At 51.7% G+C, this 14,457-nt stretch carries 14 protein-coding genes; 10 read left to right on the plus strand and 4 right to left on the minus strand.

Annotated elements, in window-relative coordinates; all coding sequences use genetic code 11:
• Window positions 1-309 precede the first annotated feature (309 nt).
• Genes ACJHX3_RS03515 through ACJHX3_RS03535 form a run of 5 tightly spaced genes read left to right on the plus strand, consistent with a single transcriptional unit; the run spans window position 310 to window position 4,987 of the window.
• On the plus strand, window positions 310-1,119 hold the full coding sequence (locus tag ACJHX3_RS03515; protein WP_000940874.1) for an ABC transporter ATP-binding protein: 810 nt from the start codon (window positions 310-312) through the stop codon (window positions 1,117-1,119).
• The gene (locus tag ACJHX3_RS03520; protein ID WP_000986430.1) at window positions 1,116-2,099 is read left to right on the plus strand and encodes a FecCD family ABC transporter permease; all 984 of its coding nucleotides are present in this window, start codon (window positions 1,116-1,118) and stop codon (window positions 2,097-2,099) included. Before ACJHX3_RS03515 ends, ACJHX3_RS03520 begins: the two co-directional genes overlap by 4 nt.
• 8 nt (window positions 2,100-2,107) lie before the next feature.
• The gene (locus tag ACJHX3_RS03525) at window positions 2,108-3,145 is read left to right on the plus strand and encodes a FecCD family ABC transporter permease (RefSeq protein ID WP_001490512.1); all 1,038 of its coding nucleotides are present in this window, start codon (window positions 2,108-2,110) and stop codon (window positions 3,143-3,145) included.
• 10 nt (window positions 3,146-3,155) lie between these two features.
• Complete coding sequence (locus tag ACJHX3_RS03530; protein ID WP_001305988.1) at window positions 3,156-4,103, plus strand: iron-siderophore ABC transporter substrate-binding protein; 948 nt, start codon at window positions 3,156-3,158, stop codon at window positions 4,101-4,103.
• The gene (locus ACJHX3_RS03535; protein ID WP_000614954.1) at window positions 4,100-4,987 is read left to right on the plus strand and encodes a MurR/RpiR family transcriptional regulator; all 888 of its coding nucleotides are present in this window, start codon (window positions 4,100-4,102) and stop codon (window positions 4,985-4,987) included. The genes ACJHX3_RS03530 and ACJHX3_RS03535 overlap by 4 nt, the downstream gene beginning before the upstream one ends.
• Window positions 4,988-5,031: 44 nt before the next feature.
• Here ACJHX3_RS03535 and ACJHX3_RS03540 read toward each other — a convergent pair whose 3' ends face one another.
• The 4 genes from ACJHX3_RS03540 to qseB form a co-directional block, all read right to left on the minus strand.
• Complete coding sequence (locus tag ACJHX3_RS03540) at window positions 5,032-5,346, minus strand: putative quinol monooxygenase (RefSeq protein WP_000633738.1); 315 nt, start codon at window positions 5,344-5,346, stop codon at window positions 5,032-5,034.
• Window positions 5,347-5,376: 30 nt separating this feature from the next.
• Window positions 5,377-5,958: an NADPH:quinone oxidoreductase MdaB gene (gene mdaB / locus ACJHX3_RS03545; protein ID WP_001392669.1), complete on the minus strand. Its 582-nt coding sequence runs from the start codon at window positions 5,956-5,958 to the stop codon at window positions 5,377-5,379.
• A 110-nt stretch (window positions 5,959-6,068) separates the two neighbouring features.
• A complete protein-coding gene (gene qseC, locus ACJHX3_RS03550; protein ID WP_024216572.1) occupies window positions 6,069-7,418 on the minus strand; it encodes a quorum sensing histidine kinase QseC in 1,350 nt (449 codons plus the stop codon).
• On the minus strand, window positions 7,415-8,074 hold the full coding sequence (qseB, locus tag ACJHX3_RS03555) for a quorum sensing response regulator transcription factor QseB (protein WP_024216571.1): 660 nt from the start codon (window positions 8,072-8,074) through the stop codon (window positions 7,415-7,417). Before qseB ends, qseC begins: the two co-directional genes overlap by 4 nt.
• Before the next feature lie 151 nt (window positions 8,075-8,225).
• On the opposite strand from qseB, the gene ygiW reads away from it, so the two are divergent.
• From ygiW to ftsP, 5 genes are all read left to right on the plus strand, one after another.
• On the plus strand, window positions 8,226-8,618 hold the full coding sequence (gene ygiW / locus ACJHX3_RS03560; protein WP_000712658.1) for an OB fold stress tolerance protein YgiW: 393 nt from the start codon (window positions 8,226-8,228) through the stop codon (window positions 8,616-8,618).
• Window positions 8,619-8,670: 52 nt separating this feature from the next.
• Complete coding sequence (locus ACJHX3_RS03565; protein ID WP_000183490.1) at window positions 8,671-9,153, plus strand: GyrI-like domain-containing protein; 483 nt, start codon at window positions 8,671-8,673, stop codon at window positions 9,151-9,153.
• A 545-nt stretch (window positions 9,154-9,698) separates the two neighbouring features.
• Window positions 9,699-11,957, plus strand: coding sequence for a DNA topoisomerase IV subunit A (parC, locus tag ACJHX3_RS03570; protein WP_001281881.1), 2,259 nt, complete (start codon window positions 9,699-9,701; stop codon window positions 11,955-11,957).
• A gap of 233 nt (window positions 11,958-12,190) precedes the next feature.
• Window positions 12,191-12,928 (plus strand): 1-acylglycerol-3-phosphate O-acyltransferase, encoded by a 738-nt coding sequence (plsC, locus tag ACJHX3_RS03575; RefSeq protein WP_000965712.1) that lies wholly within the window; start codon window positions 12,191-12,193, stop codon window positions 12,926-12,928.
• Between the two features lie 74 nt (window positions 12,929-13,002).
• Window positions 13,003-14,415, plus strand: a complete 1,413-nt coding sequence (ftsP, locus tag ACJHX3_RS03580) for a cell division protein FtsP (protein WP_000059395.1) — start codon at window positions 13,003-13,005, stop codon at window positions 14,413-14,415.
• Window positions 14,416-14,457 lie beyond the last annotated feature (42 nt).

A 14,457-nucleotide genomic window follows, 5' to 3' on the forward strand; every position in this document is an offset into this window, starting at 1 on the left:
AGCACTATCCGTTTGTTATTTCACCATCGGATATGTAATTGAGAATCATTCAACCATGCGGTGATGTAGTAGTAAATGAGAAATAACAAAAAATTGCTACATGTGTTTTTATGAGAGGTTAATGCAATTCAACTGATGGTAATTTATTAATATTTAATGGTTTTATTTTTATCTTTAAAAATATTTCACCTGTTATTTACCTTGTTTTTGTATGGCTTTTAACTTCTTGACTACTACATTTTGTGGCGTCAAACTCTCAAAGGAGAATGAGTTTTATTTTTGTTTGTCTTTGATTAAGTTGGCGTACACGTGGCACATAACGCAAAAGGGCAGGGGCTGATCCTCGACAATGTTTCTGCCGGGTATCACAAGAAAATCATTGTTGATGGTGTTTCTTTCTCCGTTCCCACAGAAAAAATGACCGTTCTGGTTGGGGCAAACGGCTGTGGAAAGTCGACGTTGCTCAGCACCATTGCACGTATCTTGCAACCTATGGGCGGCTCGATATTGCTGGATGGTAAAGCGATTCACGAGCAACCAACGAAAGCGTTATCCCGTAGACTTGGGATCTTGCCGCAGTCGCCATTATTGCCGGAGGGCTTAACCGTTTATGAACTGGTGTCGCGTGGGCGTTTTCCCTGGCAGAATTTCATTCGTCAATGGAGCGACGCCGACGAGCAGGCGGTAGAAGAGGCCCTGAAATTAACCGGTACGCAGGAGTTTGCACATTTACCTGTTGAAAAACTTTCTGGTGGGCAGCGCCAGCGTTGCTGGATTGCGATGGTGTTGGCGCAAAAGACGCCTTATATCCTGCTGGATGAACCCACAACCTGGCTTGATTTACGTTATCAGGTTGAAATTCTTGAGTTATTACATGATTTAACGCGTCATCACGGGCGTACAGTCGTCGTGGTGTTGCATGATCTGAATTTTGCCGTCAATTATGGTGATACGTTGATATTTTTACGCCAGGGGAAAGTGGTGCGTGTGTTGAATGAGGGGGAGCATTGCACGCCTGAGCTGGTAAAAGCTGTCTTTGACGTTGATGTTCACGCATCAATAAATCCTCTGACGGGAAAGCCGTTCTTCATGCCGTTTCGTGGTGTAGAAAAAGTATGATGCGCACAGGGCTGGTTACTGTAATTTTCCTCGCCTTACTGCTGGTGGGATGCGTGGTATATCCAGGGATTGGTGCCCGATTTATTGCACCACAAACGGTGTTGCAGGCATTTCTTCATTTTGATCCGCAAAACTTCGATCACAACGTAATTGTAAGACTCCGTTTGCCGCGTTTAGCGGCAGCATTGCTTACCGGTGCTTCTCTTGGAGTTGCTGGTGCTTTGTTGCAGGCTGTCATTCGTAACCCATTGGGGGAGCCACATATTTTAGGCTTAAATGCCGGAGCCGCTCTTGCTGTCGTTGCTGCCAGTGCGCTTGGGCTGGCCTTTCCGGTTGGACGCCCACTGCTGGCATCTACGGGCGGCGCGTTATTGTTCCTGTTGATATTGCTGCTTTCCTCCGCAGGGCGTTCAGGGTTAACGCCAATGAAAGTTACTTTATGTGGCGTGGCGCTATCGGCGTTCGTGTCCTCAATAACGGCTGCAATCCTGATTCTTGACGAACAAACACTGCTGGCGATGCGGACATGGCTAGCAGGTGATTTAGCGGGGCAGGATTGGGCGACGCTGGGTACGTCCGCCTGGTTTTCTCTGGGGGGGGTTGTGTTAGCCATTTACCTTGCGCCCTCTCTTAACATGTTGGCACTGGGTGATCGCATGGCGCAGGGGCTGGGCGTCTCGGTACTCCGCACGCGAACATTCACTCTGCTTGCGATCGCGTTGCTCTGTGGCGCAGCCGTATCGATTGCTGGCCCCATTGGTTTTGTCGGTCTGCTAGTACCGCAGATTGTCAGGCGTCTGGTATCAGCGGATCTGCGCGTTCTGCTCCCTCTTTCAGCTTGTGTCGGCGCGCTTTTGTTATTACTGGCAGATATTATTGCTCGGACGCTTTTCACGCCCCATGAGTTAGCGACCGGTGTCATGACGGCGTTAGTTGGTGCGCCTGTTTTTGTCATTATGGCGACGAGGATGTTCAAATGAGTCGGATAATGAACGTCGGGCTACGTCCACTACGTGTTGGTAAGTTTTCGACACTGGTACGCCCTAAAAATCTGGTGTTGCTTGGTGGGCTGTTTCTGTTTGCGGTTGGAATACTGATATTCGGTCTGATGCATGGTTCTTTTTCTGTCCCGGCATCGGAAGTAGGACGAGCGTTGTTTGCTCCAGAAAACGTAAGCACAGACGCACGTTATATTGTGCAGGATATTCGCTTGCCGAGAGTCATCATGGCATTGCTATGCGGAGCCATGTTAGGTATGGCGGGGGCCGCGATGCAATCCATTGCGCGTAACGGCCTTGCCGATCCTGGTTTAATCGGCGTCAAAGAAGGATGTAGCGTGGCGGTGCTGTGGCTGATTTTCCAGTTTCCAATGCTGGGAATGTTCTGGCGTCCAGTGGCTGGTCTTGCTGGTGGCTTGTTGGTGGCTTTAATCGTGATTTTTTGTGCGCGCGATATTTCCCGCCCGCGATTTGTTCTGATTGGTATTGGTGTTTCCTGGTTTTTCGCCGCCGGTATCGGTGTATTTATGACCACTGCAGATGTTCGAGATGTACAAACTGCATTGATGTGGTTATCGGGAAGCCTGCATGCAGCTAACTGGATGTTAGTCGGTATTTCAGCCTGTTGGATGTTGCCAGCCGCTCTTTTATTGCTGTTCACCGCCAGGACGGCGGATATCGCTCTGCTTGGTCATCAGGTTGCAACCGGGTTAGGGGTGAATAGTTCTCGTCTGGCGTTGTTACGTGTCGCCGCACCAATAATCCTGACAGCCGTCTGCGTTTCGTGTGTTGGTAACATCGGTTTTGTCGGATTGATAGCACCCCATATATCACGTTTTATTCTACGTGGCGGGCAGACGACATTACTGCTGGGGAGCGCCGTATCGGGGGCGTTGTTAGTCATCCTGGCGGATAGCATTGGTCGTTTGGCTTTTTTGCCTTTGCAACTGCCTGCCGGAATCATTATTTCATTGATTGGTGGACCATTCTTTTTGCTACTGCTCTGGCAGCGCAGGAACAGTTTTTAATGGGAGTTATATGCGTTTATTTTTTTCTCTGCTGATACTGTTGTCATTCTTTGCCCGCGCGACAGAACCTGTTCAGGTCTTTACTGATGATTTAGGGCGCAAAGTCACTGTTCCTGCTCATCCAAAGAGAATTGTCTCTTTACACGATCTTGATATCACTATTCCTCTGATTGAGCTCGGTGTACCTCCTGTCGCCAGCCACGGGCGAACCCGGCCTGACGGTAGCCATTTCATTCGATCAGGCGCGTTATTGACAGGTGTCGACTTTGATAATTCATCGATCGCTTTTATTGGCACCGCTGATATTGATATTGAAGCGATTGTGGCGGCAAAACCTGACCTGATCATCACAGAACCGACCCGTAATACGCCCATTGAACAACTGGAAAAAATTGCGCCCACGGTGAGCATTGATCATCTCAAAGGCGGCGCGCCAGAAATCTACCGCAAGCTGGCAGAACTTACAGGAACGCAGTCGCAGCTGGCGATACTTGAACGCCGCTATCAGGCACAAATCAATGCGCTGAAGGCGACGCTGGACAGCCAAAAAATAACGGTATCGGTGATTCAGGCAAATCAGGGAAAAATTAATGTGATGCATAGCTATCATTCGCTGGGGCGGGTATTACGCGATGCTGGTTTTCGCTTTCCGCCGCTGATTGAGAGCATTCCTGAAGGTGGGCGAATGGATGTGAGCGCAGAGCGTTTACCTGAACTGGATGCCGATTTTGTTTTTGCAACCTGGCGCGGTGACACCGGTGGTAAACCTCAGGATGAGCTGGCAGCAATGGAAAAAGTCATGCCGGGATGGTGTCAGTTTCTGACGGCCTGTCGTTCCGGGCGCTATGTGCTGATTTCTCGTGAAGAGGCGATTTCTAACTCCTTTGCATCTCTGGGGCTGATGGCTGCGCAGATACAATCACAAATTGCGGGACGACCTCTACCGGAGGCTAAATGATCCAGAAAGACAAAACGCGGGTTGATATTTATGGTGAGCGTTTTCGCACTCGCGCGAGTCAGTTAACGCCTGGGTTAAGAGCTGTCGCAAGCTACATTAATGAGCATCGTGAAGTGGTACTCGAGCAAACGGCGATGGAAATTGCGGCCACGTTGAACACTTCCGATGCCACAGTTATCAGGGCTATACAGGCTCTGGGGTTTGCCGGGCTGCGTGATCTGAAACGCACTCTGGAACAGTGGCTTGGTCCAGCCCTTAGTTCCAGCGAAAAGATGTCTACGACGGTGAGTAACTTGACGAGCGATGTTAACACCGCAATCGACTTTGTTCTTGAAGGGCATTTGTATACTTGTAATGTCCTGTCAGAGCCTGAAAACCGCCACGCGCTTGCGCAAGCTGTAGCGTTGTTGGTGCAGGCACGGCAAGTCGCTATTTTTGGCATTGGCGCTTCGGGTATCCTGGCGGACTATACCGCACGACTATTCAACCGCATAGGTTTGCCTGCCACGGCACTAAACCGTACGGGTATTGGCCTTGCCGAGCAACTGATCGCGCTTCAACGTGGCGATGTTCTGATCATGATGGCGCAAAAATCTGCGCACCGGGAAGGGCTGACAACGCTTCGTGAGGCGAGGCGGCTGGGGATCCCTGTTATTTTGCTGACAAACGCGCTGGATTCACGTTTTAGCAAAGACGCCAGTATCGTGATTCATGTTCCGCGCGGGGATGAAAAGGGGAAAACGCCACTACATGGTACGGTATTGTTGTGCCTGGAAATGATTGTTTGGTCGGTGGCTTCCGCAGTGCCGCAGCGTGCGGTTAAAACCATTAAGCGAATTAACGATTTCCATCGAGGACTGAAAACGGGAAGAAAGAATGGCTAATCTGGGCTGAGACCGGTAGCAGCACCGGCCTCTTTTTAGAAATGTCAAAGCCCCGGCTGCAGGATACGAATATTCATCTCCAGCACGTCACCTTTTACGGCTTCGCTATATGCTTTCATGTGCGGGGTTTGCAGATGCGCTTCAAGATGCGCGATGCTTTCCCACTGCTCAATCATCACGATAGAATCCGGTGCCATAGACTGGAAACTCACGCCAGCAGCGCAATCCACCATTGGCGCATAGCCGTGGCAACCTTCTTCTTTCAGTACGGTTGGAACAATTTTAGCAAACTGATCCAACACTGCCTGACGGTGATGTTGACCAGGACGAGTACGGATTTCTGCGATTACTGTAATCATGGTTAACTCCTTCTAAAGCCAGAGCTCTAGTTAACCAAAAATTTCCACAAGATGCTTGCGATATTCTTCAGTATAGCGGGGAACATCAGGCATTTTTATCACGTCATTAGCGATAAATGTCGGCAGCGGTTCCATGCCAAGGAATTGGTTTGCTTTATGGAACGGCAGATACACACCGTCAACGCCAACGCCGTGGAAGAACTGATCTTTTTCGGTGAAGGCTTCCATTGGTGCGTTCCAGGTCAGAGAAAGCATATATTTTTTGCCCTGTACCAGGCCGCCGGAACCGTATTTTTTCGACGGATCTTTGCGGGTACGACCATCGCTGGCGTACAGCGTGCCGTGACCTTCGGTGAATACATCATCAATGTATTTTTTCACTGTCCACGGCGCGCCCATCCACCAGCCTGGCATCTGCCAGATCACCACATCAGCCCAGAGAAAGTTTTGTACTTCCGCTTTGACATCGTAGTCGCTGTCGGCGCGAACGATGTGGACATCATGCCCGAGGTCGCGCAGCGTGCCATCCGCGACTTCGGTCAGGGTGTCGTTCAGTTGACCATTGGAGTGGGCGAATTTTTTCGCGCCGTTGATAATCAGGATGTTGCTCATTTTTTTAACCTCAAGGTGAGACGTTTGTCGACTATAGTACGTCACAGAGCGGTACGGTGAAATTAGCAAAATGTGCAAAGTCTTTTGCTAATTTAGCAAAAGTCTTACCCTTACCAGCTCACCTTCGCCTCAAATCCACCTTGTTCCGCATTCCCAAACTCAACATTCATGCCATGCAATTTGGCGATTCGCTGGACAATCGATAGCCCAAGTCCACTGCCGGTAGCGGTTTGTCCGGGTGGGCGATAGAAGCGTTCGCCAATTCTCGCCAGTGCCTCTGGCGTCACACCGGGGCCGTTATCCCTCACGATGAAACTATCGGCATTCAGCGTGACGTCCACCACGCTGCCCTGTGGATTGTAACGCACGGCGTTATCCAGAAGGTTTCGTACCAACAAACTTAGCAACAGCGGTTGTCCGGTGCGTTTGATGCCGTGGGCATTGAGTGTCAGTCGTACGTCAATTTTCGCCTGCTGCGCCGTGTGGTAAATATCCATCACCGACGATTGCAGGAGATCTTCAAGCGGGATCTCCGCGACGTCCTGAAGGTTATCCAGTGAGTCCAGCCGCGATAGCGTGAGCAGTTGATCAACCAGACGAGTAGCGCGATCGATTCCGGAATGTAATTGAAGCAGCGCTTTTTTCCGCGCCTGCGGATCATCGTCAGAGAGCTGCGCAACTTCGGTTTGCACTTTCAGCGCCGTTAACGGGCTACGTAGTTCGTGAGCTGCGTCGGAGGTAAAGCGTCGTTCACGAACCATCATCGCATGTGTGCGGGCGAACAGTTGATTCAACGACTCAACCAGTGGACGCACTTCGCTGGGTACGCCCGTCGCGTTTAGTGGTTTTTCCGAGTCAGGGTCACGCATACGTAGTGCCAGCGCCAGTTTGTTCAGCGGCGCGAGTTCACGACCCAGTAGTACCATCATGATGATTAACATAATCGGCAGTGCGACAAGCCACGGGATCAATTGCCCGGCAACAATCGCCAGCGCCATGTCTTCACGGTATTCCCATTCCTGACCAACAACGATGCGATATTTGCCATCAGGTGAGGTCATCCAGACAAAACGCCAGGGATCGTCTTCACCGACCAGTTGCCCGTCAGCAAAACCTTCCCGTTGATAGCTATAGGGAATATCTTCTCCGTTATCGCCATCATTAAGGACCATTCTGCCGTCGTGGGTAAAGATGGCAAAGGTCAGCGCATCGTCATCAACATGACCGTGTTTTAATTTATTTGGCGTCTGTGCCATGCGATCTGCCGCGTTGATTTCGTTGAGATCGAGCGTACTTAACCGCTTGGCAAACAGCATCAGTTGGGTGTCGAACAACTCATCGACGTTATCCGTTGTTTGTTTCCAGGCGACAAAGCTGGAAAGCAGCCAGGTCACTGAGGCCAGAATTAAAAAGATTAGCGTCAGCCTGACTCGCAGACTAAGACGTTGGGTAAATTTCATTTCTCACCTAATGTGTAGCCAATACCATGAACGGTACGAATAAAATCACTGCCGAGTTTGCGTCGCAGATGATGCACATGCACTTCAACGGCATTACTGGTGACCTCTTCGTCCCAGGTATACAGTTTCTCTTCAATCAGTTTGCGCGGCAGTACCCGACCAGCGTTACGCATCAGTAATTCCAGCAGGGCAAATTCTTTTGGTTTCAGCGTTAAGGGTTCACCAGCCAGCGTGGCGATACGTTTGCCGGGGTCGAGCATGACGTTACCGTGGCGCAGTTCGTTGCTGGCCTGGCCGTTGGTTCGGCGCATCAGAGCTTCCAGCCTGGCGGCGACTTCTATCAACGCAAAAGGTTTACACAGATAATCGTCAGCTCCCAGACGCAGCCCCTCTACACGTTCCGCTAACGCATCGCGCGCGGTCAGGATCAGTATCGGCTCACGCTGACCTTTTTCTCGCCATTCGCGCAAAATATCGCGACCATCCATGCCTGGTAAGGTTAAATCCAGGATCACCGCATCATAAGGCGCACTATATAGCGCCTCTTTTCCCTGACGACCTTGTGTAAACCAGTCGACGCTAAAACCCATTTTACTAAGGCCCGTTTTGATGCCGTCGCCAATCAGCATGTCATCTTCTATCAGTAAAATTCGCATTTTTTCATCCCTGCGATAACCGTATTTGCTGCCAGTAAACCGTGTTGTAACGCGCTCTGTACAGCATTAAATTTTATTTTTTTCCCTTAAGAAGTTGTTAAGGACTATCTTGTTAAATGCTCGGAAACAGACATTAAAGGGAGTAATAAACATGAAAAAATTCGCAGCAGTAATCGCAGTAATGGCCCTGTGCAGCGCACCGGTGATGGCAGCAGAGCAGGGCGGTTTTTCTGGCCCATCGGCAACGCAAAGTCAGGCCGGAGGATTCCAGGGGCCGAACGGCAGCGTAACGACCGTAGAAAGCGCAAAATCCCTGCGTGACGACACCTGGGTAACCCTGCGCGGCAATATCGTTGAACGCATCTCTGACGATCTCTACGTGTTCAAAGATGCCAGCGGTACTATCAATGTTGATATCGACCACAAACGCTGGAACGGCGTGACGGTGACGCCGAAAGATACGGTTGAGATCCAGGGGGAAGTCGATAAAGACTGGAACTCTGTTGAAATTGACGTCAAACAGATCCGCAAAGTAAATCCGTAATTGTTACCGCTCCCGGGACGCGTTCCCGGGAATAATTTCGCAGGGAGGCAAAATGACAAACCTGACACTGGATGTAAACATTATCGATTTCCCATCAATCCCTGTGGCGATGTTGCCGCACCGCTGTAGCCCTGAGTTGCTCAACTACAGCGTGGCGAAATTTATCATGTGGCGTAAAGAGACGGGGCTTTCTCCTGTTAACCAAAGCCAGACTTTTGGCGTCGCCTGGGATGACCCTGCCACCACCGCACCGGAAGCGTTTCGCTTTGATATCTGCGGCAGCGTTAGCGAACCGATCCCCGATAATCGTTATGGTGTGAGTAATGGTGAACTTACCGGTGGACGTTATGCTGTGGCCCGCCATGTTGGCGAGCTGGACGATATTTCACACACGATATGGGGCATCATTCGCCACTGGCTACCTGCAAGCGGCGAGAAAATGCGTAAAGCACCGATTCTGTTTCACTACACCAATCTTGCCGAAGGGATGACAGAGCTGCGACTGGAAACGGATGTTTATGTACCGTTAGCGTGATGGAGAATCTTTACCGGAGTGTGAGCCAAATCACTCGCGATAAGTTTGAGCTAACAATGCCACAGGCGTATTGTTGTCGGGCTTATAATTTCTCCGGTAAGGAATACCATGTATACGCGAAATTTATTATCCGGTGCGCCGTAAGCCGTCTCGAGGGTACCCATGAGCAGGCCGCACTTATGGCAGGAGGCGCGGGGCACAGGTGGAGACACTGCTAAGCTGGGCTGAACCGTATACTTACAGACGACTACTTTGATGCTTTAGGCTTCCCTGGACTCGCATAACCTCAACTTCTCGAATCGCCCGGTGCGGACCCGCATGCCGAGTGGTGTGGCATGGGCGCAACCTTGTGTTGCCCCCTATGCCGATCAAGTCTACAGCAAAGAGTTGTATATCAAGGCACATTGATGCCTTTATCGCCGTCGGAGCACGTCCGGCGGCGCTATTCACGCTGATCTCCTGTGACTCGACGCGGCAGATAATGTAGTATCTCCGGCAATATTGCCCCTTTGAAGGCTGGCGAATAAGTTGAGGAATCAGAATTAATGAGCGATATGGCAGAGCGCCTTGCGCTACATGAATTTACGGAAAACGCCTACTTAAACTACTCCATGTACGTGATCATGGACCGTGCGTTGCCGTTTATTGGTGATGGTCTGAAACCTGTTCAGCGCCGCATTGTGTATGCGATGTCTGAGCTGGGCCTGAATGCCAGCGCCAAATTTAAAAAATCGGCTCGTACCGTCGGTGACGTACTGGGTAAATACCATCCGCACGGCGATAGCGCCTGTTATGAAGCGATGGTCCTGATGGCGCAGCCGTTCTCTTACCGTTATCCGCTGGTTGATGGTCAGGGGAACTGGGGCGCGCCGGACGATCCGAAATCGTTCGCAGCAATGCGTTACACCGAATCCCGGTTGTCGAAATATTCCGAGCTGCTATTGAGCGAGCTGGGGCAGGGGACGGCTGACTGGGTACCAAACTTCGACGGCACTTTGCAGGAGCCGAAAATGCTACCTGCCCGTCTGCCAAACATTTTGCTTAACGGCACCACCGGTATTGCCGTCGGCATGGCGACCGATATCCCACCGCATAACCTGCGTGAAGTGGCTCAGGCGGCAATCGCATTAATCGACCAGCCGAAAACCACGCTCGACCAGCTGCTGGATATCGTGCAGGGGCCGGATTATCCGACTGAAGCGGAAATCATCACTTCGCGCGCCGAGATCCGTAAAATCTACGAGAACGGACGTGGTTCAGTGCGTATGCGCGCGGTTTGGAAGAAAGAAGATGGCGCGGTGGTTATCAGCGCATTGCCGCATCAGGTTTCAGGTGCGCGCGTACTGGAGCAAATTGCTGCGCAAATGCGCAACAAAAAGCTGCCGATGGTTGACGATCTGCGCGATGAATCTGACCACGAGAACCCGACCCGTCTGGTGATTGTGCCGCGTTCCAACCGCGTGGATATGGATCAGGTGATGAACCACCTCTTCGCAACCACCGATCTGGAAAAGAGCTATCGTATTAACCTTAATATGATCGGTCTGGATGGCCGTCCGGCGGTGAAAAACCTGCTGGAAATCCTCTCCGAATGGCTGGTGTTCCGCCGCGATACCGTGCGCCGCCGACTGAACTATCGTCTGGAGAAAGTCCTCAAGCGCCTGCATATCCTCGAAGGTTTGCTGGTGGCGTTTCTCAATATCGACGAAGTGATTGAGATCATTCGTAATGAAGATGAACCGAAACCGGCGCTGATGTCGCGGTTTGGCCTTACGGAAACCCAGGCGGAAGCGATCCTCGAACTGAAACTGCGTCATCTTGCCAAACTGGAAGAGATGAAGATTCGCGGTGAGCAGAGTGAGCTGGAAAAAGAGCGCGACCAGTTGCAGGGCATTTTGGCTTCCGAGCGTAAAATGAATAACCTGCTGAAGAAAGAACTGCAGGCAGACGCGCAAGCCTACGGTGACGATCGTCGTTCGCCGTTGCAGGAACGCGAAGAAGCGAAAGCGATGAGCGAGCACGACATGCTGCCGTCTGAACCTGTCACCATTGTGCTGTCGCAGATGGGCTGGGTACGCAGCGCTAAAGGCCATGATATCGACGCGCCGGGCCTGAATTATAAAGCGGGCGATAGCTTCAAAGCGGCGGTGAAAGGTAAGAGCAACCAACCGGTAGTGTTTGTTGATTCCACCGGTCGTAGCTATGCCATCGACCCGATTACGCTGCCGTCGGCGCGTGGTCAGGGCGAGCCGCTCACCGGCAAATTAACGTTGCCGCCTGGAGCGACCGTTGACCATATGCTGATGGAAAGCGACGATCAGAAACTGCTGATGGCTTCCGATGCGGGTTACGGTTTCGTCTGCACCTTTAACGATCTGGTGGCGCGTAACCGTGCAGGTAAAGCTTTGATCACCTTACCGGAAAATGCCCATGTTATGCCGCCGGTGGTGATTGAAGATGCTTCCGATATGCTGCTGGCAATCACTCAGGCAGGCCGTATGTTGATGTTCCCGGTAAGCGATCTGCCGCAGTTGTCGAAGGGCAAAGGCAATAAGATTATCAACATTCCGTCGGCAGAAGCCGCGCGTGGCGAGGATGGTCTGGCGCAACTGTACGTTCTGCCGCCGCAAAGCACGTTGACCATTCATGTTGGGAAACGCAAAATTAAACTGCGTCCGGAAGAGCTACAGAAAGTCACTGGCGAACGTGGACGCCGCGGTACGTTGATGCGCGGTTTGCAGCGTATCGATCGTGTTGAGATCGACTCTCCTCGCCGTGCCAGCAGCGGTGATAGCGAAGAGTAATATGCCGGGGAGGGCGCTGTTTCCTCCCGCTTGCAAGGAACGCCGGATGAAACGTTAAGTCGTCATCCGGCAGCGTATTCAACCCCCGGAAACGATAAAAATTCCCTTGAAACCGTTGTTTATTCATGCGTTGCGATTAACAATACGCTTTTCCAGAGAGCGGCTTTTAACAATGCCCTAACCTGATTTCAGGTGACGTACAATGCCAGTCTCTCAGACCTTCAGAGGGTGTTATGCTATATATCTTTCGTCTTATTATTACCGTGATTTACAGCATCTTAGTCTGTGTATTCGGCTCCATTTACTGCCTTTTCAGCCCGCGTAACCCGAAACATGTGGCCACCTTTGGGCATATGTTTGGTCGTCTTGCGCCGCTGTTCGGCCTGAAAGTTGAGTGCCGCAAACCTGCAGATGCTGAAAGCTACGGCAATGCTATCTATATCGCTAACCACCAGAACAACTATGACATGGTGACAGCATCGAACATTGTGCAACCGCCGACGGTGACGGTAGGTAAAAAGAGCTTGCTGTGGATCCCCTTCTTCGGGCAGTTGTACTGGTTAACCGGCAACTTATTGATCGACAGAAACAATCGCACTAAAGCTCACGGCACTATTGCGGAAGTCGTGAATCACTTCAAAAAACGCCGTATTTCCATCTGGATGTTCCCGGAAGGTACCCGCAGCCGTGGTCGCGGCCTGCTACCGTTCAAGACTGGAGCATTTCACGCGGCAATTGCGGCGGGCGTCCCGATTATTCCCGTGTGCGTCTCTACAACTTCGAATAAGATTAATCTTAATCGACTGCACAACGGTCTGGTGATTGTCGAAATGCTGCCGCCAATTGACGTCAGTCAGTATGGCAAAGATCAGGTTCGTGAGCTGGCTGCCCATTGTCGTTCGATAATGGAACAAAAAATCGCCGAGCTCGATAAAGAAGTCGCAGAACGCGAAGCCGCCGGAAAAGTTTAAGTCGGCAATCTGTATTTTTGCGGGGAACACTTTCCTGCACGGTATTACTTTAGCCAGTTTTACATGGAGCAAATATGTCACTCAGTCGGCGTCAGTTCATTCAGGCATCGGGGATTGCACTTTGTGCAGGCGCTGTTCCCCTGAAGGCCAGCGCAGCCGGGCAACAGCAACCGCTACCCGTTCCGCCGCTGCTTGAATCTCGCCGTGGGCAACCGCTGTTTATGACTGTACAACGTGCGCACTGGTCATTTACGCCAGGGACACGCGCGTCGGTTTGGGGAATCAATGGTCGTTACCTGGGGCCGACTATCCGCGTCTGGAAGGGCGACGATGTTAAGCTTATTTACAGCAACCGCCTGACAGAAAATGTCTCAATGACGGTGGCCGGGCTACAGGTACCTGGCCCGCTGATGGGCGGTCCGGCACGGATGATGTCGCCAAACGCTGACTGGGCACCCGTACTGCCCATTCGCCAGAACGCAGCTACTCTGTGGTATCACGCCAATACTCCCAACCGCACGGCTCAGCAGGTCTATAACGGCCTTGCCGGAATGTGGCTGGTGGAAGATGAAGTCAGTAAATCGCTGCCTATCCCCAACCATTATGGTGTGGATGATTTTCCGGTCATTATTCAGGATAAACGGCTGGATAACTTTGGTACGCCAGAATACAACGAACCGGGAAGCGGCGGCTTTGTTGGTGATACGCTGCTGGTTAACGGTGTACAAAGCCCGTACGTTGAAGTCTCGCGTGGCTGGGTGCGCTTGCGTCTGTTGAACGCGTCGAACTCTCGTCGCTATCAACTACAGATGAGCGATGGTCGCCCGTTACATGTGATTTCTGGCGATCAGGGATTCCTGCCCGCTCCTGTATCGGTGAAGCAACTTTCGCTGGCACCGGGCGAGCGTCGTGAGATTCTGGTGGATATGAGCAACGGTGATGAAGTGTCGATCACCTGTGGCGAAGCGGCGAGCATTGTTGATCGTATTCGTGGCTTCTTTGAGCCATCCAGCATTCTGGTTTCTACCCTGGTGCTAACGCTGCGCCCAACCGGCCTTCTGCCGCTGGTCACAGACAGTCTTCCGATGCGCTTGCTGCCAACTGAAATCATGGCCGGTTCGCCGATTCGTAGTCGCGATATCAGTCTGGGTGATGACCCGGGTATTAATGGACAACTGTGGGACGTCAACCGTATTGATGTCACCGCGCAGCAAGGAACGTGGGAACGCTGGACGGTACGCGCGGACGAGCCGCAAGCGTTCCATATTGAAGGCGTGATGTTCCAGATCCGTAACGTGAATGGCGCGATGCCGTTCCCGGAAGACAGAGGCTGGAAAGATACCGTTTGGGTTGACGGACAAGTGGAGCTGCTGGTTTATTTCGGTCAGCCTTCCTGGGCGCACTTCCCGTTCTACTTCAACAGTCAGACGCTGGAAATGGCGGACCGTGGCTCGATTGGGCAACTGTTAGTCAACCCGGTACCGTAATCTTCATACTCGCCCGAGGAGGGCGAGTATGGAATACCTTTC

The organism is Escherichia sp. WS1265 (assembly GCF_046487585.1).
Classification (GTDB): Bacteria; Pseudomonadota; Gammaproteobacteria; order Enterobacterales; family Enterobacteriaceae; genus Escherichia; species Escherichia coli.

Excerpts from the sequence above, each read along its gene's own strand:
- ACJHX3_RS03520 (WP_000986430.1), top strand. The coding sequence starts at position 1,116 with ATGATGCGCACAGGGCTGGTTACTGTAATTTTCCTCGCCTTACTGCTG.
- ACJHX3_RS03525 (WP_001490512.1), top strand. The coding sequence starts at position 2,108 with ATGAACGTCGGGCTACGTCCACTACGTGTTGGTAAGTTTTCGACACTG.
- ACJHX3_RS03530 (WP_001305988.1), top strand. The coding sequence starts at position 3,156 with ATGCGTTTATTTTTTTCTCTGCTGATACTGTTGTCATTCTTTGCCCGC.
- ACJHX3_RS03535 (WP_000614954.1), top strand. The coding sequence starts at position 4,100 with ATGATCCAGAAAGACAAAACGCGGGTTGATATTTATGGTGAGCGTTTT.
- ACJHX3_RS03540 (WP_000633738.1), bottom strand. The coding sequence starts at position 5,346 with ATGATTACAGTAATCGCAGAAATCCGTACTCGTCCTGGTCAACATCAC.
- mdaB (WP_001392669.1), bottom strand. The coding sequence starts at position 5,958 with ATGAGCAACATCCTGATTATCAACGGCGCGAAAAAATTCGCCCACTCC.
- qseC (WP_024216572.1), bottom strand. The coding sequence starts at position 7,418 with ATGAAATTTACCCAACGTCTTAGTCTGCGAGTCAGGCTGACGCTAATC.
- qseB (WP_024216571.1), bottom strand. The coding sequence starts at position 8,074 with ATGCGAATTTTACTGATAGAAGATGACATGCTGATTGGCGACGGCATC.
- ygiW (WP_000712658.1), top strand. The coding sequence starts at position 8,226 with ATGAAAAAATTCGCAGCAGTAATCGCAGTAATGGCCCTGTGCAGCGCA.
- ACJHX3_RS03565 (WP_000183490.1), top strand. The coding sequence starts at position 8,671 with ATGACAAACCTGACACTGGATGTAAACATTATCGATTTCCCATCAATC.
- parC (WP_001281881.1), top strand. The coding sequence starts at position 9,699 with ATGAGCGATATGGCAGAGCGCCTTGCGCTACATGAATTTACGGAAAAC.
- plsC (WP_000965712.1), top strand. The coding sequence starts at position 12,191 with ATGCTATATATCTTTCGTCTTATTATTACCGTGATTTACAGCATCTTA.
- ftsP (WP_000059395.1), top strand. The coding sequence starts at position 13,003 with ATGTCACTCAGTCGGCGTCAGTTCATTCAGGCATCGGGGATTGCACTT.